The following is a 21,356-nucleotide window of genomic DNA, read 5'->3' on the forward strand; positions in this document are numbered from 1 at the left end:
CGCCCACACCGGCCCCCACGGCCGCACCGACCCCGGCTCCCACACCGGCACCGACCGCAGCCCCGACGCCTGCGCCCACACCGGCCCCCACGGCCGCACCGACCCCGGCGCCCACGCCGGCACCGACCGCAGCCCCGACGCCTGCGCCCACGCCGGCACCGACCGCAGCCCCGACGCCTGCGCCCACGCCCGCTCCCACCGCACCATCGGCCGGAAACGGCAACGACACCACCCGCACGACGCTGCCCCCCCCTCCGCCCGTCGCCGCGCCGGCGCCCACGCAGGCACCGACCGCAGCCCCGACACCCGCGCCAACGCCAGCGCCAACCGCACCGTCTGCCGGCAACGGCAACAGCACCACTCGCACGACCCTCCCCCCCCCTTCGCCCGCCGCGCCCCCGACTGCGGGGCCGGCCGGCACCGGCGCCTTAGCAAAGGCGGCCGACGCTTCCGCGCCGAGCACCCCGTCCGCGGGAAACGGCAACGACACGACGCGCACGACCTTGCCGCCGGCCCCTCCGCTCGGATCGACCGGGACCGCGCCATCGCCGAGCCCGGCACCCACTCCGATGCCAGCGCCGACGCCTGCGCCCACACCCGCACCGACGCCAGCGCCCACACCGGCGCCCCTCAGCGACCCGCTGCCGGCGCAGCAGCTGGGCATCACGCTGAGCGCACTCAACGCGAACCTGCAGGTCGCTGGGCGCAGCCCCTTCCTGCAGGCGGGCGGCCGGGTCGAGGTGAGCGCCGGGCGCGACCTGCGCGGTGCCGCACTCGGCACGACGCAGCGCGACGTCACGCAATGGTGGTGGCGCGCCGGCGTTCAGGGGAAGGTTCCTGTCGCCTGGTGGTCACGCTACGACCTCTTCAGCCAGGGCATCGCCACCTTCGGCGGTGGTGACATCACGCTCAATGCAGGCCGCGACGCGATCCAGGTGCACGCGTCGGCCGCGAGCAATGGCTGGCGAGGCGTGCCCATCTTGCCCGACGGGTCGACCGTCACGGCCACCACCCGCCCCTTCTCACTTGGCGGCGGCAGCGTCAGCCTGCAGGCCGGCCGCGACGTGCTGGCCGGGCGCCTGTTCGCCAGTCAAGGTGAGCTGGATGTGAGCTCGGGACGTCGCATCGGCAGCGACACGACAGCCAGCGTCACCCCGGAAGATGCACGACTGCAATTGCTGTACGGCAGCACCCAGGTGCAGGTCCGGGCGGCAGCGGACATCGACATCGGCGCGGTGCGCAGCGCGGCGCTGGCGACATCGTCGACGGGGACCGGCTCGAACACGATGGGCCGCCTGGTGCTCGGTGGCCTGGATACCAACGCCTCGCTGCATATGCTCAGCGCGGCTGGCGACGTGCGACTGCGCCCCGAGGCCGGCAGGCGCGACGGGAGTGCTGACGCGCTCGATCTGCAAATGCCCGGCATGGTGCAGATCACTGCAGCAGACGGCAGCATCAATGTCGAACAGCCGCTGACGCAGAACCCCACCAGCGGCGCACGCACGGTACTGCTGGCTCAATACAACATCACCCTCGCCAACGTCTCGGTGGGCTCGCTGGGACCTGCGTTCGACACAGGCGCCTACGCACGCGCGGCCTATCTCCAGGCGATCAGCAATGCCTACCAAGGCTATAGCGCGCCGAGCCGCCTGTCCGATGTCGTGAGTACCGGCCTCCAACCCGGCCCCACTGCGCCAGTGCTCGACGCCAGCGACCGCAATCCGGTGCGCGTGATCGCACTGCAGGGCGATGTTGTCCTGAAGAGCAACTTCTTGTCAGCGCGCCCGGTCGACATCGAGGCTGGCCGGGACATCAATTTCAGCGGCAGTTCGGCCACGATGAATGTGCAGCACCAGGACCGCAGGCTCGACAACCCCGCCGCGCCGACCCCGGTGAGCGAGTTGTCGCTGCTCAAGGCCGGCCGCGACATCAGGGATCTGAGCATCGACGTGGCCGGCCCCGGCGACCTCGTGCTGATGGCGGGCCGCGACGTCGTGCTCGACGCCGGCACGAAGTCCGGCGTGGTCGCCTCGGGCAGCGTCAACAACAGCACCCTGCTGCCCAGCCAGGGCGCCAACATCACCGTGGTGGCCGGGCTGCGGGCCGACGACGCCGACTACCGCAACGCGGAACTGCAGGGCTTCCAGCTGCTGGGCGTGAGCGGCTGGCAAGGCCGGCTCGGCTCGCTCTACCGGGCCGTGGGTGGTTCGGGCGACGCGGCAGGCTTCACGGCGCTGCCGGTGGCGGGCCAGCTCGACGCGGTGCGCAACCTGCTCGGCAGCGCGGCCTACGAGGCCGGCATCGGCAACTATGTCCGCGCCCTGCCCGCACGCGCCGACGCCGTCGACCAGGGCCTGCGCATCGCCGCCCTGCTGGGCAAGCCGGCGGGCGACCCGGCGGTTGCGGCCTATGCCAAGGCGGTCGGCAAGCTCACGCTGCCGGCCTGGAGCGACCTCAGCGTCGCGCAGGCCGCGCAGGCTTTCGCCAACCTGCCCGCGGGGCAGCGGGCCGGCGCCGTCACGGCCCTGCTGCTGCCGCGCCTGGCCGCACTGCCCGCGGCGACCCGCCGGCAGGTGCTGCTCGATGCGGCCCAGCCGCAGCAGCTCAAGGCCTTGGGCGACTACGTCCGCCAGGTGACGTCGCAGCCGCAGCTTTCCGACGCCGATGCGCTGGCGGCCTTCGATGGCCTGCCGCTCGCGCGCCAGGCGCCCTGGCTGAACCGCCAGTTGGTGAACGAGCTGCGCACCGCGGGCCGTGCCGCTGCCGCCCTCGATGGCGACGCGCGCTGGCTGGCCTATGCCAACGGCTATCTGGCGGTGAACACCGTCTTCCCGCTGGACGGCCTGCCGCAGCGCCCGGGCGGCGACCTGCTGCTGCCGGCCAGCCAGATCAAGACCGTGCAGCAGGCCGACATCACGCTGGTCGCCCCGGGCGGCGGCGCCAACGCCGGCGAAGTGGTGGCGAGCGGCATCATGAGGTCTCCGAGCCAGCTGGGCATCGTCACGGTCAACGGCGGCAACATCTCGGCGCTGGTGCGCGACGACTTCGCGGTCAACCAGTCGCGCGTCTTCACGCTGGCCAAGGGCGACCTGCTGCTGTTCTCCGAGGCCGGCAGCATCGACGCCGGCCGCGGCGCCAAGACCGTCGTGGGCGCGCCCGCACCGGTCCTGCGCCTGGACAACCAGGGCCGGCTCGTCTTCGACACGTCGGGCTCGTTCAGCGGGTCCGGCATCGCGGTCCTCAACGCCGCCAGCGACCTCGACCTCTACGCACCGGCCGGCGACATCAATGCCGGCGAGGCGGGCATCCGCTCCAAGGGCAATGCCTTCCTGGCGGCCGAGCGGGTGGTCAACGCCATCGACATCCAGGTCGGCGGCAAGGTGACGGGCGGGGGCAAGGTCGATGCCGCGCCGGCCGCCATCTCGGTACCACCCAATATCCCTCAGGCGCAGACCAGTGCCGGCCCCGGCAGCGGCGATGCCGCCGACGACGACAGGAAGAAGCGCCGCCGTCGCCGCAACCTGCTGCTGGAGTTCCTCGGCTTCGGCAGCTCCTGATTTCTCGAAAGACCACACCATGCGCAAAGCATTCACCGCACTCGTCCTCAGCGGCGCCGCCGCCCTGCTGCCTACCAGCGCCCATGCCTGGTGGAACGCCGACTGGAGCGAGCGCGCGAAGATCACGTTGAACACCTCGGCCCAGGGGCTGGAGACCAGGGAGGCCGTCGGCGGCGTGGCCGTGGCCGTGCGCCTGCACAGCGGCAACTTCGACTTCACGGCCGCCAAGGAGGACGGCAGCGACCTGCGCGTCGTCGCCGGCGACGACAAGACGCCGCTGAAGTTCAGCATCGAGCGCTTCGACGCGGTCAACGAGCTGGCCGTGCTGTGGGTGCAGCTGCCCAGCGTGCTGCCGGGCACGGACAAGAACCAGTTCTACGTCTACGGCGGCAATGCCAAGGCGGCGGCGGAGGGCGATGCGAGCGGCTTCGATGCGGCAACGGTCATCGCGCTGCACTTCAGCGACAAGCCGGCCGGCGGCGACCAGCTCGGCGCCGTGAAGCCGCAGGGCACGCTGGTGACCGAGCCCAACGGCCTGTTGGCCGCGAGCGCCAGGCTGACCGGCGAGCCCGTCGTCTACGCGCTGTCCGACAAGCCCGTGGTGGACGCCGGCAACCAGCTGACGGCGAGCCTGTGGGTCAAGCTCGACGACGTGCAGCGCGCGACGCTGCTGAACTGGGGCGGGCTGACGCTGAGTCTGAACGGCGGCAAGCTCGTCGCCCGCGCGGACAAGGCCGAGGTGTCGGGTGGCGATGTGGCCGTGGCACGCTGGACGCAGGTCGCGCTGCGGCTGGGCCTGGGCAAGGCCACGCTGTTCGTCAACGGCGCCCAGGTGGCGCAGGGCGACCTGGCCACGCCGGCGCTCGGCAGCAGCCTGCGCCTGGGCGAAGGCGCGCGCGGCCTGATGGACGAGGTGCAGGTGGCCGCCGCGCTGCGCAGCGCCGACTGGATCGCGGTGGCCGCCGGCGCCCAGGGCGCCGAGAGCAAGCTGGTGGCCTCCGTGCGCGAGGCCAGGGACAGCGCCGAGGCCGAGGGCGAAAGCCACGGCTATATGGGCATCCTCATCAAGAACCTGACGCCCGATGCCTGGGCCGTGATCCTGGTCCTGGCCGTGATGTTCGCCATCGCGGCCTGGGTGATGGTGGCCAAGGGCCTGCTGGTCAACAAGGTGGCCAAGGCCAACCGCAGCTTCGTGCAGCGCTTCCGCGAGGCCAGCGACGAGCTGCTGAAGCTGGAGCAGCACGCGCCCCACCCCGCGTCGCCGATCTACCGCCTCTACCAGGCCGGCGTGCGCGAGCTGGCCAAGCGCAAGGTCGGCGAGGCCGGCAGCGCGCCGCTGTCCGGCGCGTCGCTGGACGCCGTGAAGGCCTCGGTCGACGCCGACTATGTGCGCGAGAACGCGCAACTCAATTCCGGCATGGTGCTGCTGACCATCGCGATCTCGGGCGGCCCCTTCCTCGGGCTGCTGGGCACGGTGGTGGGCGTGATGATCACCTTCGCGGCCATCGCGGCGGCGGGCGACGTGAACGTCAACGCCATCGCGCCGGGCATCGCGGCGGCGCTGCTCGCGACGGTGGCGGGCCTGGGCGTCGCGATCCCCGCGCTGTTTGGCTACAACTACCTGGCCTCGCAGATCAAGAACGCGACGTCGGACATGCAGATCTTCATCGACGAGTTCATCACTCGCGTTGCAGAGCTGTACGGAGCCCGGTGAGGTAGAGCATGGCCGCCGACATCAAGGGCGAGAACCAGCCCTATGACGACATCAACATCACGCCGATGCTGGACCTCGCCTATGTGCTGCTGGTGACCTTCATCATCCTGACGACCGCGTCGGTGCAGGGCGTGAAGGTGAAGTCGCCCGAGACCCAGGCGGCCAACAACCTCGCCAGGCCGCAGACCCGCGCGATCACGATCACCGCGGATGGCGGCGTCTACCTGGACGCCTATCCGGTGGACATGGACCAGCTGCGCAACTCGCTGGCCCAGTACAAGTCGGCCAACCCGGCCTTGCCCGTCGTGCTGAAGGCGGACGCAAGTGCGCAGTACGAGAAGGTGATGCAGGTGCTGGAGGTGGCGAAGAAGCTGGACATCACCGAGATTGGGTTGGTGACGAAGAGGGCGGTGGCGGAATGAGTTGTTGTGCTCGTCGCTGCTTTGTCTTTCTGGCAAGGCCCAGCGGGGATTTCGCCCCCGCGGGCGACCTACTTTCTGGCCCGCCAGAAAGTAGGCAAAGAGCGGCCCCTGCAAAACCGCCCCTGCGGGGTTCCCTGCGATGCTCGGAACCCGGGGCCGCGCCCAACTCACTTCGCTACGCTCCGTTCAAACAAAGGGGCGCGAAGTCAGGTGTTGAAGCGTGCTGCGCACGCGCCCCGGGTTCCTGCGCTTCTCGGCGGTTTAGAAGGGGAGCCCCCGAACAGCCGAACAACCAACAGCCAAACCCGAAAGCCGGCTGGCGCCGGCTGTTCCTTCACTCCCCCTTTGAGCCCGCCGAGGAACGGAAAGCCTTGAGGCCGCGCGCGCAGCGCGCTTCAACATCTGACTTCGCGCAGTTGTCTGAGCGCAGCGTAGCGAAGCGAGTTCTGCGCGAGGCCTCAAGGCTTGAGTACCGCAGGGCAGCCCGCTGCGAAGCAAAGGGCCGGGCGGTTCGGGGGCGACTTTTTGCCTTCTTTCTGGTCGCTCAAAAAGAAGGTCGCCCGCCGGGGCGACGTCCCGGCATGGGCCTGGCCACCAAGCCAAAGCAGCCCAAGCAACCCAAGCGGAGCGCCTGAACCATGCAAGTCAACCAGGACGCCAAACCCTACGACACCATCAACGTGACGCCGATGCTCGACCTCGCCTACGTGCTGCTCGTCGTCTTCATCCTGATGACCACCGCCTCCGTCCAGGGCCTCAACATCACGATGCCCAAGCCGAGCAACAAGCCCAGCACCGAGAAGCACGATCTGAAGATCGTGCAGGTCATGCCCGACGGCGGCGTGCTGCTCAATGGCGTGGGCGTCAGCCTCCCAGAGCTGGAAACGCAACTGAACGCAGCCAAGCAACGCGACGCGCAGATGTCCGTCGCCATCAAGGGCGATGCGCGCACGCAGTACGCCAGCGTCGTCGCCGTCATCGACCTGTGCAACCGGCTACAGGTCAATATGGGCCTCGTGACGAGCCGGATCGGCAACTGACGATGAAGCCGCTGCACCTCAAGCTCCTCGCCACCGTCGGCTTCGTGCTGCTGGCCCTGGCCGCGTGGTGGGGCGTCACCCACATGAAGGCCACGGCGCCCAAGCGCCAGGTCGCCAAGATTTCCATCCTGCCCGACACGCCGCCCCCGCCCCCTCCGCCCAAGGAGGAGAAGAAGCCCGAACCGCCCAAGGAAGAGCCCAAGCAGGTCATCCGCGAGGAACAGCTCAAGCAGGTCGAGGCGCCCAAGGTCACCGAGGCGCTCAAGATGGAAGGCGCGGCCGGCGACGGCCCGAGCGCCTTCGCCGCGGGCAGCGTGAGCAAGGACTACGCCGGCGGCACGCCCGGTACCGGCGGCCCGGCCGGCACGGCCTCCGACCGTGCGCAGGAGCGCTTCTATGCCAACACGGCCCGCCAGCTGCTGCAGAGCGAGATCGAAAAGCATCTGCGCTCCGATGCCGAGCAGCTGACCGCGACCTTCGCGATCTGGCTGGACCGCGACGGCGTCATCCAGCGCTTCGAACTCAGCCCCAGCGGCAACGACGGCAACGACAGCGCGCTGCGCGCCGCCCTCGACGAAACCCGTCGCCAGCTCAAGCTGCCGCCGCCGCCGGCGCTGGCCCTCTCCCAACCCCTGCGCTTCCGCCTCAGCGTGCGGCCCCAAGCCTGACTTTCTCCCACCCCATGAAACCCATCCTCACGCTGCTGCTCGCCAGCCTCATCGCGACCTCCGCCCAGGCCCAGAACGCGCCGGCCTCGGACAGGGAGGAACTCGCCCGCCTGCGCGCGACGACCCAGGCCCTGATCGACGCCCTGGTCTCCCAGGGCCTGCTGACGCGCGACAAGGCCGAAGCCATCCTGAAGCAGGCCCAGGCCAGTGCCGCGGCGCCGGCCCCTCAGCCGCAGGCGGATGCCGCGGCGCCCAAGGTGCTGCGCATTCCCTATGTGCCCGAGACCGTGCGCCAGCAGATGCGCGACGAGATCAAGGCCGAGGTGCTGGCCCAGGCCAAGGGCGAGCGCTGGGGCCAGCCCGATGCGCTGCCCGAGTGGATAGACCGCGTCAAGGTCGGCGGCGACCTGCGCGTGCGCGCCCAGAGCGAGTTCTTCGACAAGGCCAATGTGCTGGCCGAGGTCTATCGCGCGCAGACGGCCTCGCCGGCCTGGTCGCCCGACCTGGTGAACACGACGACCGACCGCCAGCGCCTGACGCTGCGCGGCCGGCTGGAGGTCGACGCCAAACTCAGCGACCAGGTGCAGGCCGGGCTGCGCATCGCGACCGGCAGCACGGGCAGCAGCGCCACGTCCACGTCGCAGACGCTGGGCAACGACTTCAACCGCTACACGCTGGGCCTGGACCGGGCCTACATCCGCTGGCAGCCCGACGTGCTCGGCAAGGGCCTGTCCGCCGACTTCGGCCGCATGCCCAACCCCTTCCACGGCACCGACCTGGCCTGGCCCGAGGACCTCGCCTTCGACGGCGTGGCCGCCAGGCTCAGCCACCAGTTCAAGCCCGAGCGCTCGCTGTTCGCGACGGCCGGCATCTTCCCGCTGGAGGAACTGCAGCTGAGCACCAAGGACAAGTGGCTGATCGGCGCCCAGGTCGGCGGCGAGATCGACCTCGCCCGCGGCGTGCAGTTCAAGCTGGGCCTGGCGGCCTACGACTTCCGCCACATGGAAGGCCGGCGCGAGACCGACCCGCCGCCCAGCGGCCCGCGTGCCGGCGCGACGAACTACTTCGCGTCGCAGTATTCGAGCGGCCTGCGGCTGAAGGGCAACACGCTGATCAACATCAACGACCCCACCAGCGCGGCCGCGCCGACCTGGGGCCTGGCGTCCAAGTTCCGTCCCATCAACCTGACGCTGGGCCTGCAGCTCGACGGCGTGCTGCCCGTGCCCGTCGGCATGACGCTGGACCTCATCAAGAACACCGGCTTCGACATCGCCGACATCGAAAAGCGCGCCGGCATCTCCTTCAGGGATCCCAGCCATCCCGAGCAGGCAATTGCCGAGAAGACCAACGCGGTGCAGGGCCGTCTGCAGATCGGCAGCCCGAAGCTGACCCGCCACGGCGAGTGGCAGGCCTTCGCCGCCTTCCGCCTGGTGCAGCGCGACGCCTGGATCGACGGCTTCACCGACACGACCTGGCATCTGGGCGGCACCAACTACAAGGGCTGGAGCCTGGGCGGCAGCTACGGCCTGGATCGCAACTTCTGGGTCAGCGGCCGCTGGACCAGTACCCGCAACCTCGACGACGGCGTGCGCTTCCTGGCTGCGCCTGGCGACCCGACCTCGGTCAGCGGCAACCTCAGCAGCGCGCCGCTGAAGATCGAGGTCTTCCAGCTCGACCTGAACGCGAGGTTCTGACGATGAAGCGCCTCGCCCTAGCCCTGCTCGTCGTCGCGAGCCTCACGGCCCATGCCGAAGACGCCAAGCCCTCCAAGGAGCGCGAGGCGCTGCGCCGCGCCCAGGCCGCGCTGCGCGCCGCGCAGGAGCAGCAGTCCACGCTGCAGGCCGACAAGGCCAAGGCCGAGGCCGATGCGGCCACGGCGCACAAGGACGCCGCCGCCGCCAAGGCCCAGACCGCCGGCAGCGCGGCCCGCCTCAAGGCCCGCGAGGCCGAGGTGGATGCGCTGCGCGCCCAGCTGCAGGCCGCCAGGGAGGCCCAGCAACAGGGCGAGGCCCAGGCCGCCGAGCGCGAACAGGCGCTGCAGCGGCAACTGCTCGCCGCCCACCAGGAAAGCGCCTCGCGCCAGCAGGCCAACCAGGCCCTGTCCCAGCTGCTGGAACGCAGCACCCAGGCCCTGTCCGACGCCGAGGCCAAGAACCACAAGCTCTACGCGCTGGGCCAGGAGCTGACGCAGCTCTACATCGGCCGCTCCCGACTGGACACGGCCCTGCAGCAGGACCCCGTGCTCGGCCTGACCGCCGTGCGCTTCGAAGACCAGGCCGAGAAGCTGCGCGCGGAACTCGCGGCGCAGCGGGTTGCCAACCGCTGAGCGGCCGCAATACCCAGAGCGGTGACGCACCGCCGAAATGACAAAACCCGCCGAGTAGCAGCTACTCGGCGGGTTTCTGGATTTGGTTGCGGGGGCGCGCAATTTCTCCCGGAAACGCATCGTGTTGACACTCGGCGAACGCGTCTAGCCGCCGTGATGATTCAGAGCATCGGCCCACGGCCTCGAAGGTGCTCTATGCAGCTCGGCAAGTGGAATATCTGATCGCCTCGATTGGCGTGGCGCCCTTCCAAATCCTGAAGAGTGACAACCTGACCTGAGTTCAGTAAGACGAATTCAGCAAGATCCTCCGATAGGCCGTCCGAGTCGGTCACGACAGTCTGCAAATCACCATAGGCAATCGAACCAACCATGAACCCATGGATGGCCTGGATGCGTGCCTTGTTGAACCTAGCGAGGCGGTCGTAAAGCGCCTTATGCAGCCCTTGCTCGAAGCACTGGCGCAGCAGGCGGCCGAACTCGCGCTGACGCTCTTCCTTGGGGCCACTGTTCTCGAAGTAGGTCCGGAGCCACATGTCCTGGTATTGCAGGCGAAGCGATATCGCCTCGATCCAGCAACCGGCCTTTCGCGCGTGCTCCATTCTTGACGCCAACTCCGACAAATTGCGCATCGCGCCTTCCACGTCAGGGTTCTGTGATGTGGCGACGAAGAGCTTCACTGAGCCCGGGGCTACAGAGAGCGCTTCGACCAAGTCGGCAGGCAAAGACATTAGCGGGCGGGCGCGTTGTAGATGCAACGTCGAATTGTAGAAACCCCGAGCAGACCGATTCAGGGTGCATGTGTAGGCGCGCACGTGCGGCGCGCAGCGGACGGGAGACGGCGCCGCGCACCAATCCCTCAAGACTCGCATTGGGGGCTGGGGGCTTGCCCCCAGGAGAGGCCGAAGGCCGGGCGCTTCGATAGCCACCAGGGTGCGACCTGTCGGTGGGGCAGCAAACCTAGAATCGCTGGAACCCTTCAGGCTATCCATGATCGATACCCCTCAGCCGCAAGGCGGTGATGCCACCTCGGCCGCGCCGGAGAACACCAAGTTCAACCCGCCATCGATGCCCGCCTCGTCGGGGATGCCTCCTGAGTCCATGCTAGGCAGGCGCCTTCACACGGCGAGGAATCACTACAAGCTCAGCGCCGAGGCCCTGTCTCGTCTCTCGAAGCTCGTAGATGTGCCGGAGGGACGCGGAGTGTCACCACCTTCAATTTCGAGATATGAGTCCGGCGAGGCGTTACCAGGCGCTCGGGAACTACGCCTGCTCTGCGAGAGCTTGGAGGTTTCCCCGCACTGGTTGATCTACGGCGAGGTCATGAGCGGTGGGGTCTCGGCTGTTGAGCAGGCCTTGCTCGACGCCCTACGCGTTTTCGTCGCATCCACGAAGGACGACGCCAACGTGGGAGGCGCCCCGCTTTCCACCACCCTCGCGTTCTTTGCCCAGCAAGAACGCGAGCAGCGACTCAAGGAAGCGCGAAGGCCTACGTAGCACATCCCATTTCGCAAGATTCCACCCAATTCGGTTGACACACAGATCAACCGGTGACACAATTACCCCTGAATCGGTTCTTTCTTCCGATTTTGAAAGGCAAATGTGGTCAACAAACCTTCGCTCACCTCTGAGCTTTCCAAACAGGCCCGGCGCCAGCTCGGCCTCTCTCAACGCGATGTCATCGACGGCACCGGCCTCCCGAGCTACAAGCTCAAGCAGTGGGAGGCCCGCGGCCTGGACATCAACGTCGCCGACGTGCAGGCGCTGCGAGCGTTCTACGTCGAGCGGGCCGAAGCCCTCGGCCTGAACTTCGACGACATCGAAGCCCGTTTCAACGCGGGAACCGAGCAGCCCACCGCCGAGGCGACCGCCGCGCGCGGCCTGGAGCGCATGGGCTTCCTGATCTCGGCCAAGACCTCGCCCGAGGTCATCGACCAGCTCATGGCCGACATGGAAGCCTCTGACGACCGCATCGGCGAGATCGTGAAGGCGACGATCCAAACGAGTGTCTTCGGCGACCTGTCGGGCGACACCGAAACCCAGGTGCGCGAGCTGTTCGGCCACCTGGCGGCCAACTACCTGCGCTTCCGCTGCCTGCAGGGCCGCAATCTCGTCGCGCCGACTCGCGACGAAGCGCAGACCGTCGGTGACTACCTGGCGTCCTGGGTGAAGACCACGGGCGTTGCGCACGTCATCGACGAAGAGCCGGCCCTGGCCGACGTGGAGTGAGCGCCATGCAAACACCCGTCTCGATGCTCGCCGGCTTCGCCAGCAAGGGAAACACCGCGCTCGTTCTCGGCCTACTGGCCGGCCTCGTCGTGATCGCCGCGATCAAGGCGACGCCCGCGCCCCAGCCGAGCCAACAGCGCCGGCCGTAGCCAACCTCAATCGGCAGGGGCTGGCGCACCGCAATCGCCGCCCTCGCCGCAACGCCATTGGAAAAGCACATGAACACGATCCACGGTCGCGCCGCCGCATGGGCTGCGCCCCTCCTCGCCCACCTCCACACCGCGCCCATCAGCGGCAAGCAGACCCACAAGCTCCCGCCGATGCTCTGTGTGCTGTGGCTGCCCGACTACCGGGCCTACCTGCTCACCCTGGACCTACTGCGGGCGGCCTTCAAGACCTGCCCCAACGTCGAGGGCGCGATGCGCCTGGAAGAAGACCAGGCAACTGCCCTCGCGCAAGACCTGATCGACGTCACAGGCGTGCGTGTCGAGGTGCGCGCCTTCCACTACGCCAGCGCGCTGGGAGGTCGCCATGTCACCCACTGAAGCCGCGCGCGTGCAACCACTCTTCGGCGCAGCCGAGCTGCGGGTTTACCGCTTCGAGGCCGATCAGCCAGGCGAGACACCCGAGCCCGCCGTGTGGGTCAACCTGTCAGCCGAGTGCGTCTCCGCACGTTGCCAGCTCACGACGGCAGCGGCCCGGCAGGTAGCGGCCGGCCTGCTGAGCGCCGCCGATGCTGCCGACCTCGCCGGAGCCGCAGCATGAGCGCGCCCGCCACAACCCCGCCCAACCTCTGGCGCTTGGCCGAACGCTTCGACCTCGCGGACGCCGACATTCGCGACCAGGCCGAGAAGGCCGCCACCGCCGTGCGGCGCCTGGCCGATCTGTGGGAGCGCAACGGCACCGCCGATGCGGCCGTGCTGCGCAGCCTGCGCGCCATCGCCAAGCGCCACGCCATCCGTATGCCCGACAAGCGCGGCCTGGCCGAGCGCGTCAACCGCATGTGCGATGCCGGCTTCTGGCGCCGCGCGCTGCGCTATCGCTTCAAGGCGGTAGAGCTGACCGCCATCCAGCGCGGCGCCGTGCACGCCCACGCCTCGCCCTACGTGTCCGACAAGGCCCTGCGCCGCCACCAGCGCCACGCCGTGCGCCTGGCCGAGCAGATGGCCGCGCTGGAAGCCGTCAACCAGACCACCGGCGAGGCAGTGCCCATGCCCGAGCTGGTGGAAGCCAGCCTTGCCAACCCGGCCCACCGCCGCAGCGCCCTCATGGCGCGGATCAAGGGCATCGAGACCAGCGCCACCGCCCGCGGCCACGTCGGCCTGTTCCTCACCCTCACCTGTCCGAGCCGCATGCACCCGCGGCTGCGGAAGACGGGCGCGCCGAACCCCGTCTATGACGGTCGCTGGTTCCCGACCCGCGCTCATCGCTACCTGTGCCGCGTGTGGGGCCGTGCACTGCGCGCCGCGGCCCACCAGGGCCTGCACGCCTACGGGCTGCGCGTGGTGGAGCCTCATCACGACGCCTGCCCCCCACTGGCACATGCTGGCCTTCATCGCAGCCGACCAGGCCGAAGCGTTCATCGCGCTCGTGCGGGACTACGCGCTGCGAGACAGCCCGAACGAGAGCGGCGCCCAGCAACGGCGCTTCACCGTCGAGCGCATCGACCCGGCCAAGGGCAGCGCGGCGGGCTACGTCGCAAAGTACGTCTCCAAGAGCATCGACGGCCACGGCGTGGACCGCGACACCGAGACCAACGAAGGCGGCAAGAGCGCCGCAGTCCGGCAGGTCGCCTGGGCGCGCGTCTGGAACATCCGGCAGTTCCAGTTCTTCGGCGTGCCGCCCATCACGCCCGTGCGCGAGTTCTTCCGCGTGGCCGGCGAGACGCTGCCGGGCGAGGCGCTGCCCGTGCTGCACGCGGCCTGCAAAGCCAACGACTACGCCGCCTGGCTGGCAACCACCGAAGCCCACGGCCTGCGCCTGGCCTTGGAGTACAGCCAGCGCCCCAGCACCCGCTATCGCGGCGAGACCACCGAGACCACCAAGGCGGTGCAGGGCCTGCGCATCGACGGCGGCGACCTCGGCGGGTCGCTGCAGATCACGACGCGCTGCGACACCTGGCGCATCGAGCCGCGCCCCAAAACCAGTGCCACGAGCGCGGCCGGGGTGAGCGCAAGCGAGGGGCTTTGCCCCTCTTGGACTCGAATCAATAACTCCGCAGGCCTTGATTTCAAAGGCCTTTTCCCGGACGCACTGCCCGAGGGGATGGATGTGTGGGGGGATGCCGGCGAGGCAGAAGAAGTGTCCCGCACCGGGCACCGCTACCCGGTGCAGGACGTGGCCATTGGAGATCAGCCGGCGCGCAGCGTAGCGCGGCGAGCAGATCACGCAAGAACCGCGACTGCAGCGGAGGCGCCGCGATGAGCTATCTGCACTTCTTGCCGCGTAGTACGCCGGCCATGGCCGTCATGCTGGAAGACCTCGGAAACCCGTCGGCGCGGGCAATCGCCAGGGCGATGGGCGTGCATGAGCGCACCGTCGAGCGCTGGCGCAGCTTGGGCCGAGCACCCAAGCCCGTGATGCTGGCCCTGTTCTTTGCCACCCGCTGGGGCCGGAGCGCCGTGAACTGCCAGGCTGTGAACGACGCCAGGCTGTATTTCGGGTACGCATCGGCGCTGCGGACGGAACTCGACGCGGCTAACGCCAAGCTCGCCCGACTCGGGCAGATCGGCGAATTCGGCTCGGCCAATGACCCTGCCCCCGGAGCGCCTGCCGGCGCACCTCAATCAACCGTCGTCGCCCACGCGGGGCAACCGCTGGCGACCACGGAAGAACCAGTCAAACCGGCCCGGTTGACCCGGGCCAACTGAGCGGAGCAACCATGCACATCCCGTACGTACGGAAAACCAAGGAAAACCGGCGCAGCCGCTGGGTCACAGAGGACGGTTTCAGGCTGATGCGCTGGGCGACGCCCGACGACAACCTGCGCCGCTTCAAGCGCCATGTCGAACGGGCGGTGAAGCTGGACCGGCGCACGGCCAGCGGCCGGCGCTTCGAGATGAAGCTGCGCCGCATCCGCCGGCAGGCCGAAGCCACCTGAGCACCACCACCATGAACCCAACGCCGACCACAGGCAATCAGGCCCACGCTCGCAACCAGTTCATCAAGCTGTTGGCTCAGCGGCTGGTGCAGGATGCGTTGGCCGAGCAGCCCAAACCCGAACGCCATGACCCAGCGCGCCACGCTCTACGCCCGCTACAGCACCGACAAGCAGCGCGAAACGTCGATCACTGACCAGCTCCGCGAGGCCCGTGCACGGGCCGAACGCGAGGGCTGGCCAGTGGTGGCGACACACGCTGACGAAGGCGTCAGCGGTTCCACGCCACTGGCGATGCGCGCCGGCGGCAAGGCGCTGATGGCCGACGCCCTCGCAAAGCGCTTCGAGGTGCTGATCGTCGAAGGCCTGGACCGGCTGAGCCGCGAACTCGGCGAGGCAGAAACCATCGTCAAGCGACTGGAGCACCGTGGCGTGCGCATCATCGGCACGGCCGACGGCTACGACACCGAGGCCCGGGGCCGCAAGGTCATGCGCATCGCCCGCGGCCTGGTCAACGAGCTGTACCTCGATGACCTGCGCGAGAAGACGCACCGCGGCCTGGCCGGCCAGGTCGAACGAGGCTTCCATGCAGGCGGCCGAAGCTACGGCTGCACCAGCGCCATCGCCGAGGATGGCCGGGGCCGGCGCATGGTGATCGACGAGAAAGAAGCTGCGGTCGTCCGCTGGGTCTTCGAGCAGTTCGCCGATGGGCACAGCACGCGCCACATTGCCCACCAGCTCAACGCACGCGGCACGCCCAGCGCTCGCGGCGGCACCTGGGCCGTGAGCGCGCTGCAGGGCAGCAGCGGCAAGGGCCTGGGCATGCTGAACAACGAGCTGTACATCGGCCGCGTGATCTGGAACCGCCGCCAGTGGCTGAAAGACCCCGAGACGGGCGCGAGGCGTTATGTCGAACGCCCGCAGAGCGAGTGGCAGACCCGTGAAGCGCCCGAGCTGCGCATCGTCAGCGCGGAGCTGTGGCAGCGCGTGCAGGACCGCGCGCGCCGCGGCCCAGCGCGCGGCACGCGCACCGGCAAGGGCGCCGTCCCGCGCACGCTGTTCGCGGGCGTGCTGCGCTGCCATGCCTGCGGCGCGGCATTCACGGCCATCAACCCCAAGCGCTACGGCTGCAGCGCCCACCGCGACCGCGGCTCGGCGGTGTGCAGCTCGGCGGTGACGATCAGCCGTGAGGTGCTGGACAAGCGCCTGATGGCCGAGGTGCGCGAAGACCTGCTCAGCCCGGACGCGCTGGACCTACTTCAGCGCGAGGTGACGGCGGCACTCGCCGACATGCAGCGCCAGACCGAGGGCGACGACGCTGCCGCACCGCGGCAGCTCAAGGCACTGGAAGGCGAGATCGGCCGGCTGGTGGAGGCCATCGCAGCGATGGGCATCAGCCCGGCGCTGCAACAGCGGCTGAGCGCGGCGGAGTCCGAACGCGAGCGCCTGACGCACCTGATCGAGCAGGCTGCGGCCAGCCCGGGCCAGGTCATCGGCGATGTGTTGGCGCGATACCGCCGCCAGGTGCTGGAGCTGCAGCGCGTGCTCGATGAAGACACCGACCGCGACCGCACGCGCGCTCTGCTGGCCGACATGCTCGGCACGGTGCTGATTGGCCGCGACGCCGACACGGGTGCAACGTGGGCGGAAATGGAAAAACCCGCTGAGCGACTGGCACTCAACGGGTCTCCGGTATTGGTTGCGGGGGCCGGATTTGAACCGACGACCTTTGGGTTATGAGCCCAACGAGCTACCAGACTGCTCCACCCCGCGACTGAAGCTAGCAGTATACACGTGTTTTCGGTGCGCGCGCAAATTCGTGACGATTGGGCGACTCAGCGCGCCGCGGACGCCCGCGACGACTTGTCGGCGAGGTGCTTGCCGTCGCGACACCAGCTCGTCCTGCCAGAGCGTGCGCAGCCTGGGGCTCACGTCGAGCCGAGTGTTGCCCCGGTTGCCTTCGTTGCAGCCGGCTTGTCTGACGCCGGCAGCATCCACGCAGTATTGCCAGTGCGTGCAGATTTGCTCGGGGTTCAAATTTGGGACTTGCCCCCGAATCCACAGTCGGCTTGAGCGACGCTGGCGCGCACCGGTCATCCCTTGGCAGCTTGCGCGACGTCGGCCATGACCTGTAACTCCGTCACTTGCGACAGGATGTCGAGGTGGGCCTGAGCCTTGAGCTTCTGCAACCGGTCCAGCGATGCTTCGCCCCCTAGCGCCAGAGCAGGCACGAAGCCGTACATCGTGTCGTGCTCGAGCGGGCCGAGTTTGACCAACGCGCGCGCAAACAGGGGCTGGTCGTTGACGTCCTTCAAGTCGTAGGCGTCGCGTGAGCTGCTGGAGAAGAAGAGCTGCAGCTCCTTGTCAGCGCCTCGACGCGCGAAGGTCTCGGCGTCAAACGCGGGGAACGCCCATCCGTACGCCGGAACGATCTTGAGCGACTGCCCGGTGTTCTTTCCCCACAGGATCAATTCCCCGAAAGCCGTGCGGGCGATCACGTGGAACGAGTCGAGCTCCATGAACTTGGTGTCGCCGATCCAGCTGTCGAGCGCATCCTCCCACTCGTCAGGATCCACCGTCCAAAGCAGCCCCTTTGCATAGGCACACCAGCCATGTTCCTGCCAGTATTCAAGCAGCTTGTCAGGCAGCTGGCCGCGGAACTTTTCGATCTTCTCCGCCGGTACGTCTTTGCGCGCAGAAGCAGGCCCGAACTGCTTGTAGCCCAGGAAGTTCTCAAAAAAATTGTCCATACGCCGTCCTAACTTTCGATCACTTGCACCGCTTGAGGCTGGCATTCATCTTGGTGGTGCCGCGGGCGCTTTCCGGCACGGTCTTCGCGGCGTCATCCAGCGCCTGCACGCGACTGCGCCCAAGTTCGTCGGCACCGTTCTTCCACTGGGAACCGATCGATGAGTTGACGCCCTTGTCGCCCATCGACTTCACCACGTCCCTGCCCCCGGCAATCATGTCCGGATTGTGGAGCGCGGCCAGCGTCTTCATGCGCTCAGCGGTCATGGAAGCTGCCTGCTTGGCCGCCTCGTCCCCGAAGATGCCGTCTTCACCCAGCTGCTTTTCGAATTGCGCCTGGAGTTCCTTCGAGTATTTGCCGCGCGCCTCCTTTTGCGCGGCGCCAGTGCCCTCTCGCCCGATCTCGGAGTAGCGCTTGCGACCTTCCAGATACTCCCTGACCGTCAAGTCATTCAGACCCTTTTCCTGGTCCGCGAGTTGACGGTCATATTCCGCCGGGTCGCCCTTGTCGTTCTTCTTGAAGCATTTGACCTTCTTCTGCTTCATGCCGGGTTGGGCCGCTTCCGCGGCCTCCGCCTTGCCGGCCTGCTTCTTGACCTGGCTGGGCGACTGCGCTTCCTGGACCGGGGCCTCGCTCTGCTTGATCTTGGGCTTGGGGCGCAGCCGCGGATCCCTGAGCAGCGCCTCCTGGTTCTTCGCGACCCACTCCGCAAACCCCTCGCCCAGCTTGCTCTTGCGCAACAGCGCAATCGTCTCCTGCGACGACGCCTTGGCCTGCCCCATCGTCAGCCGCGCCACGATGGCCATCAGGATGAGCTTGAACAGCAGCGCAACCGCATAGGCGTATTCATCCCCGGCAGCCTCGACTTCAGCACGAGTTCGCGAGTTGTCTGGCGCGTTCCAGGCCCGCGTGGTGGCGTGGCTCAAGGCGCCGATCAACTCGCCAAAACCCTGCGCGATGCCGACGGCCAAGAAGCCGAGACCGAGCCAGGTCAGGATAGTCATCCCCGCCGACATGCCGAGGTCGGCTCCGATGACTGCACCGGGCGCGGCACCAGCGCCGCCGAAGAAGAAACCAATCACGGCGCCAACAGCGCCACCGATCACGGTGGTAGCCACCAGCGTCACCATCATCATCAGCAAGCCGGGGATCAGCGCCTTGACGAGTTCCTCCAGCGCATGACCTGTCTCGCGCAAGATGGCCGCGCCGGCACGCTGTTGGCCGACCTGAATGGCGTCATACACGGCTTCGATGCGCTCGCCGTTCTTGACGAGCAAGTCCCACGCGCTGGAGTTGCCTGCTGTCGCGCCGTTGATGGTGCCGGGTGTCACGCCCGGCCTGCGCTGCAGCGTGCCGTCGCGCACGTCGTGGTTGCCGCGGCTCGCGTCGAGCGGCCCGGGAATGCGGTAGTCAGCCAATGCAGTCTCGCTCCCGCCTCAGCGCTTCTTGCCCAGGTCGTCCGCGACCTTGTCCTTGAAGGTCTTCAGCGCGTCGGGCTTCTTGGCCTTCTCGGGCTTGCCCGGTTTCTGGGGGCTGGCGCTGCCGCCGCCGCCGCCGCCGCCCGAGTTGACCTTCACCATCGCGCCGGTGATGCTGACCGGGCCGCTGCCCTCGATGTTGATCATGGCGCCCTTGAGCGTCAGCGTGGCGCCGGCCTCGATGACGACGTTGGCGCCGGCCTTGATGTGCAGGTTGCTGGCGACCTTGATGTCGGTGCCCGCGCCGGACTCGACGGAGATGGACGCGCCGCTGGCATAGCTGGCGTCGGACGCGACGTTGACGCCGTGCTTGCCGCCGATGTCGACGCTGGCGTCCTTGCCGATGGTGAGCTGGACGTTCTCGGCGACGGTGTCGGCCAGGCTCTTGCCGATGCTGCGCTCGACGTTCTCGCCGAACTCCTCGGTGAGGTTCTTGGCGACCTTGCGGAACTGGTCGTTGCCGACCTCCAGGTGGGCGTCGTTCTTGACGAGTTCCAGCAGGTCCTTCTCGGCATGCAGGCGGATGTATTCGTCACCCTTCTTGTCCTCGAAGGCCAGCTCGTTGAAGTTGGCGGCGACGCCCTGCTTGCTGGAGCGCGAGCGGAAGGTGGAGACGGTGGCGTGGTCGGGCAGCAGATAGGGCGGGATCTGCTCGGCGTTGTAGACGCTGCCCAGCACGACCGGTCGGTCGGGATCGCCCTCGGAGAACTGCACGACGACTTCCTGGCCGATGCGCGGCAGCGCGATCATGCCCCAGGCCTTGCCGGCGATGGGCGTGGCCACGCGCAGCCAGCAGGAGCTGTTCTCGTCGCTCTTGCCCAGGCGGTCCCAGTGGAACTGCACCTTGATGCGGCCGTGCTGGTCGGTGTAGATCTCCTCGCCCTTGGGGCCGACGACGACGGCCGACTGCGTGCCGCCGACGTGGGGCTTGGGCGTGATGCGCTGGCTGCGGAACACGTCCTTGGCGCGCAGCGCGCTGAAGCTGCAGCTGAAGTGGGAGTCCTTCTGGCCGGCCTCGTAGCCGCTGTAGACGACGTCGATGCGCGTGCCGACGACGAGGTATTTGGCGTTCTCGGCGTCGCGCGGGTGGTCGGTCAGGCTGAAGGTGGCGCCCACGGCGACGCCGCGGATGTTGGTCTTGGCGCTGGCCGAGGCGTAGCGCGCATCGGACTCCTCCATGCGCAGCTTCACATAGCGCTGGCCCTCGGCGGCGCTGAGGTACTCGCCCGGCGGGTCGTAGACCTCCAGCGCGGCCGGCGCGCCGGCGTGCATGGAGCTGCTGTCCTTCAGCAGCGCCGTGCTGGGCGTCAGGTAGTTGTAGTCGTTGATCGTCGTCTTGGCCGACTGCAGCTCGAAGTGGTGGCGCCAGTCGCTGACGACCCCCACATGCTGGCCTTCGCCCAGGCCTTGCCGGAACTGGAACGTGTCGTGCTTGGGGTAGGCCTCGTGCGCACTCATCTTGTCGACGATGACGAGAGTGTGCTTGCTGTCGCTGTGCTTGAAGAAGTAGTACAGGCCTTCCTGCTCCATCAGGCGGCTGACGAAGTTGAAGTCCGACTCGCGGTACTGCACGCAGTATTCGTAGGCCGGGTAGCTGCCCTGCAGCTTGAACTCGATGTCGCCGCCGTAGGGCTGCAGCACCTTCTTGATGAGGGCGTCGATCGCGATGTTCTGGAAGATGCGCGTGTCGGCGCGCAGCGTCGCCAGCCACAGCCAGGGCCGCAGCGTCAGGCGGTAGGCCGCATAGCCGCCGCTCGCGCCTTCCAGGCCCGCGCTGGCCACCAGTCCGTGCAGATGGCGCTGGCTGTCGTCGTCGATCTGGATGCTGACGTAGGCCGGCTTGCCCAGCAGGCCTTCGAGGTCGACATTGGCCTTGGCCTCGGCCAGCGCCAGCACGTTGAACTCGAACAGCCGGCCCAGTTCCTCGGTGGCGCTCAGCGACTGGAACAGCAGCTTCTGGTCGGGCTGGGTGTGGAGGGTGAACGGGGGTGAAGTCATGGGCTCTCCTGGCGAGCGCTGCGGGTGCGGGTCGGCGAAGGCGGCTCGGCAGTGCGCAGACATGGTGTCGCAGCACGGAGC

At 68.4% G+C, this 21,356-nt stretch carries 19 protein-coding genes, 1 tRNA gene and 1 pseudogene; 16 read left to right on the top strand and 5 right to left on the bottom strand.

What is annotated here, in order from left to right:
• The first annotated feature begins 569 nt into the window (after window positions 1-569).
• From NYP07_RS20165 to NYP07_RS20195, 7 genes are all read left to right on the top strand, one after another.
• Window positions 570-3,557 carry a filamentous haemagglutinin family protein gene (locus NYP07_RS20165; protein ID WP_268153532.1) on the top strand — a complete coding sequence of 996 codons (2,988 nt, stop codon included), beginning with the start codon at window positions 570-572 and terminating at the stop codon, window positions 3,555-3,557.
• Window positions 3,558-3,576: 19 nt separating this feature from the next.
• Complete coding sequence (locus tag NYP07_RS20170) at window positions 3,577-5,271, top strand: DUF2341 domain-containing protein (protein ID WP_268153533.1); 1,695 nt, start codon at window positions 3,577-3,579, stop codon at window positions 5,269-5,271.
• An 8-nt stretch (window positions 5,272-5,279) separates the two neighbouring features.
• The gene (locus tag NYP07_RS20175) at window positions 5,280-5,693 is read left to right on the top strand and encodes an ExbD/TolR family protein (RefSeq protein WP_268153534.1); all 414 of its coding nucleotides are present in this window, start codon (window positions 5,280-5,282) and stop codon (window positions 5,691-5,693) included.
• Between the two features lie 638 nt (window positions 5,694-6,331).
• Window positions 6,332-6,733 carry an ExbD/TolR family protein gene (locus NYP07_RS20180; protein WP_268153535.1) on the top strand — a complete coding sequence of 134 codons (402 nt, stop codon included), beginning with the start codon at window positions 6,332-6,334 and terminating at the stop codon, window positions 6,731-6,733.
• Between the two features lie 2 nt (window positions 6,734-6,735).
• Complete coding sequence (locus NYP07_RS20185; protein WP_268153536.1) at window positions 6,736-7,401, top strand: TonB C-terminal domain-containing protein; 666 nt, start codon at window positions 6,736-6,738, stop codon at window positions 7,399-7,401.
• Between the two features lie 14 nt (window positions 7,402-7,415).
• Window positions 7,416-9,095: a putative porin gene (locus NYP07_RS20190; RefSeq protein WP_268153537.1), complete on the top strand. Its 1,680-nt coding sequence runs from the start codon at window positions 7,416-7,418 to the stop codon at window positions 9,093-9,095.
• Window positions 9,096-9,097: 2 nt separating this feature from the next.
• Window positions 9,098-9,727 carry a hypothetical protein gene (locus tag NYP07_RS20195; RefSeq protein ID WP_268153538.1) on the top strand — a complete coding sequence of 210 codons (630 nt, stop codon included), beginning with the start codon at window positions 9,098-9,100 and terminating at the stop codon, window positions 9,725-9,727.
• Window positions 9,728-9,888: 161 nt separating this feature from the next.
• Here the strand turns inward: NYP07_RS20195 and NYP07_RS20200 are convergent, their stop codons facing one another.
• The gene (locus NYP07_RS20200; RefSeq protein ID WP_268153539.1) at window positions 9,889-10,404 is read right to left on the bottom strand and encodes a hypothetical protein; all 516 of its coding nucleotides are present in this window, start codon (window positions 10,402-10,404) and stop codon (window positions 9,889-9,891) included.
• 310 nt (window positions 10,405-10,714) lie between these two features.
• Between NYP07_RS20200 and NYP07_RS20205 the strand changes: the two genes are divergently transcribed.
• The 9 genes and pseudogenes from NYP07_RS20205 (at window position 10,715) to NYP07_RS20245 (ending at window position 16,790) form a co-directional block, all read left to right on the top strand.
• Window positions 10,715-11,221 (top strand): helix-turn-helix domain-containing protein, encoded by a 507-nt coding sequence (locus NYP07_RS20205; protein ID WP_268153540.1) that lies wholly within the window; start codon window positions 10,715-10,717, stop codon window positions 11,219-11,221.
• 105 nt (window positions 11,222-11,326) lie between these two features.
• On the top strand, window positions 11,327-11,953 hold the full coding sequence (locus NYP07_RS20210; RefSeq protein ID WP_268153541.1) for a helix-turn-helix domain-containing protein: 627 nt from the start codon (window positions 11,327-11,329) through the stop codon (window positions 11,951-11,953).
• A 5-nt stretch (window positions 11,954-11,958) separates the two neighbouring features.
• On the top strand, window positions 11,959-12,102 hold the full coding sequence (locus NYP07_RS20215; protein WP_268153542.1) for a hypothetical protein: 144 nt from the start codon (window positions 11,959-11,961) through the stop codon (window positions 12,100-12,102).
• Window positions 12,103-12,171: 69 nt separating this feature from the next.
• Window positions 12,172-12,498, top strand: a complete 327-nt coding sequence (locus tag NYP07_RS20220; RefSeq protein WP_268153543.1) for a hypothetical protein — start codon at window positions 12,172-12,174, stop codon at window positions 12,496-12,498.
• Window positions 12,499-12,714: 216 nt separating this feature from the next.
• Window positions 12,715-13,422, top strand: a pseudogene (locus NYP07_RS24170) (replication endonuclease); the annotation flags it as partial.
• Between the two features lie 73 nt (window positions 13,423-13,495).
• Window positions 13,496-14,377 (top strand): replication endonuclease, encoded by an 882-nt coding sequence (locus NYP07_RS20230; protein WP_268153545.1) that lies wholly within the window; start codon window positions 13,496-13,498, stop codon window positions 14,375-14,377.
• Window positions 14,374-14,823 (top strand): helix-turn-helix domain-containing protein, encoded by a 450-nt coding sequence (locus tag NYP07_RS20235; RefSeq protein ID WP_268153546.1) that lies wholly within the window; start codon window positions 14,374-14,376, stop codon window positions 14,821-14,823. Before NYP07_RS20230 ends, NYP07_RS20235 begins: the two co-directional genes overlap by 4 nt.
• Before the next feature lie 11 nt (window positions 14,824-14,834).
• Window positions 14,835-15,053, top strand: a complete 219-nt coding sequence (locus NYP07_RS20240) for a hypothetical protein (protein WP_268153547.1) — start codon at window positions 14,835-14,837, stop codon at window positions 15,051-15,053.
• Window positions 15,054-15,179: 126 nt separating this feature from the next.
• Window positions 15,180-16,790 (top strand): recombinase family protein, encoded by a 1,611-nt coding sequence (locus tag NYP07_RS20245; protein ID WP_268153581.1) that lies wholly within the window; start codon window positions 15,180-15,182, stop codon window positions 16,788-16,790.
• Here the strand turns inward: NYP07_RS20245 and NYP07_RS20250 are convergent.
• From NYP07_RS20250 to NYP07_RS20265, 4 genes are all read right to left on the bottom strand, one after another.
• Window positions 16,747-16,823, bottom strand: a tRNA-Met gene (locus NYP07_RS20250). The genes NYP07_RS20245 and NYP07_RS20250 overlap by 44 nt on opposite strands.
• 320 nt (window positions 16,824-17,143) lie before the next feature.
• Window positions 17,144-17,800 (bottom strand): GAD-like domain-containing protein, encoded by a 657-nt coding sequence (locus NYP07_RS20255; protein ID WP_268153548.1) that lies wholly within the window; start codon window positions 17,798-17,800, stop codon window positions 17,144-17,146.
• Window positions 17,801-17,819: 19 nt separating this feature from the next.
• A complete protein-coding gene (locus NYP07_RS20260) occupies window positions 17,820-19,217 on the bottom strand; it encodes a polymorphic toxin type 15 domain-containing protein (protein ID WP_268153549.1) in 1,398 nt (465 codons plus the stop codon).
• 18 nt (window positions 19,218-19,235) lie between these two features.
• The gene (locus tag NYP07_RS20265; RefSeq protein ID WP_268153550.1) at window positions 19,236-21,275 is read right to left on the bottom strand and encodes a type VI secretion system Vgr family protein; all 2,040 of its coding nucleotides are present in this window, start codon (window positions 21,273-21,275) and stop codon (window positions 19,236-19,238) included.
• Window positions 21,276-21,356: the final 81 nt, after the last annotated feature.

Origin of the sequence: Pelomonas aquatica, from assembly GCF_026712205.1 — a bacterium.
Lineage (GTDB): Bacteria > Pseudomonadota > Gammaproteobacteria > Burkholderiales > Burkholderiaceae_C > Pelomonas > Pelomonas aquatica.

Bases quoted from the DNA above. Each gene is read 5' to 3' on its own strand.
- NYP07_RS20220 (WP_268153543.1), top strand. From the start codon at position 12,172: ATGAACACGATCCACGGTCGCGCCGCCGCATGGGCTGCGCCCCTCCTC.
- NYP07_RS20255 (WP_268153548.1), bottom strand. From the start codon at position 17,800: ATGGACAATTTTTTTGAGAACTTCCTGGGCTACAAGCAGTTCGGGCCT.
- NYP07_RS20265 (WP_268153550.1), bottom strand. From the start codon at position 21,275: ATGACTTCACCCCCGTTCACCCTCCACACCCAGCCCGACCAGAAGCTG.
- NYP07_RS20230 (WP_268153545.1), top strand. From the start codon at position 13,496: ATGCTGGCCTTCATCGCAGCCGACCAGGCCGAAGCGTTCATCGCGCTC.
- NYP07_RS20195 (WP_268153538.1), top strand. From the start codon at position 9,098: ATGAAGCGCCTCGCCCTAGCCCTGCTCGTCGTCGCGAGCCTCACGGCC.
- NYP07_RS20240 (WP_268153547.1), top strand. From the start codon at position 14,835: ATGCACATCCCGTACGTACGGAAAACCAAGGAAAACCGGCGCAGCCGC.
- NYP07_RS20245 (WP_268153581.1), top strand. From the start codon at position 15,180: ATGACCCAGCGCGCCACGCTCTACGCCCGCTACAGCACCGACAAGCAG.
- NYP07_RS20170 (WP_268153533.1), top strand. From the start codon at position 3,577: ATGCGCAAAGCATTCACCGCACTCGTCCTCAGCGGCGCCGCCGCCCTG.
- NYP07_RS20205 (WP_268153540.1), top strand. From the start codon at position 10,715: ATGATCGATACCCCTCAGCCGCAAGGCGGTGATGCCACCTCGGCCGCG.
- NYP07_RS20190 (WP_268153537.1), top strand. From the start codon at position 7,416: ATGAAACCCATCCTCACGCTGCTGCTCGCCAGCCTCATCGCGACCTCC.
- NYP07_RS20185 (WP_268153536.1), top strand. From the start codon at position 6,736: ATGAAGCCGCTGCACCTCAAGCTCCTCGCCACCGTCGGCTTCGTGCTG.
- NYP07_RS20175 (WP_268153534.1), top strand. From the start codon at position 5,280: ATGGCCGCCGACATCAAGGGCGAGAACCAGCCCTATGACGACATCAAC.
- NYP07_RS20235 (WP_268153546.1), top strand. From the start codon at position 14,374: ATGAGCTATCTGCACTTCTTGCCGCGTAGTACGCCGGCCATGGCCGTC.
- NYP07_RS20215 (WP_268153542.1), top strand. From the start codon at position 11,959: ATGCAAACACCCGTCTCGATGCTCGCCGGCTTCGCCAGCAAGGGAAAC.
- NYP07_RS20180 (WP_268153535.1), top strand. From the start codon at position 6,332: ATGCAAGTCAACCAGGACGCCAAACCCTACGACACCATCAACGTGACG.
- NYP07_RS20165 (WP_268153532.1), top strand. From the start codon at position 570: ATGCCAGCGCCGACGCCTGCGCCCACACCCGCACCGACGCCAGCGCCC.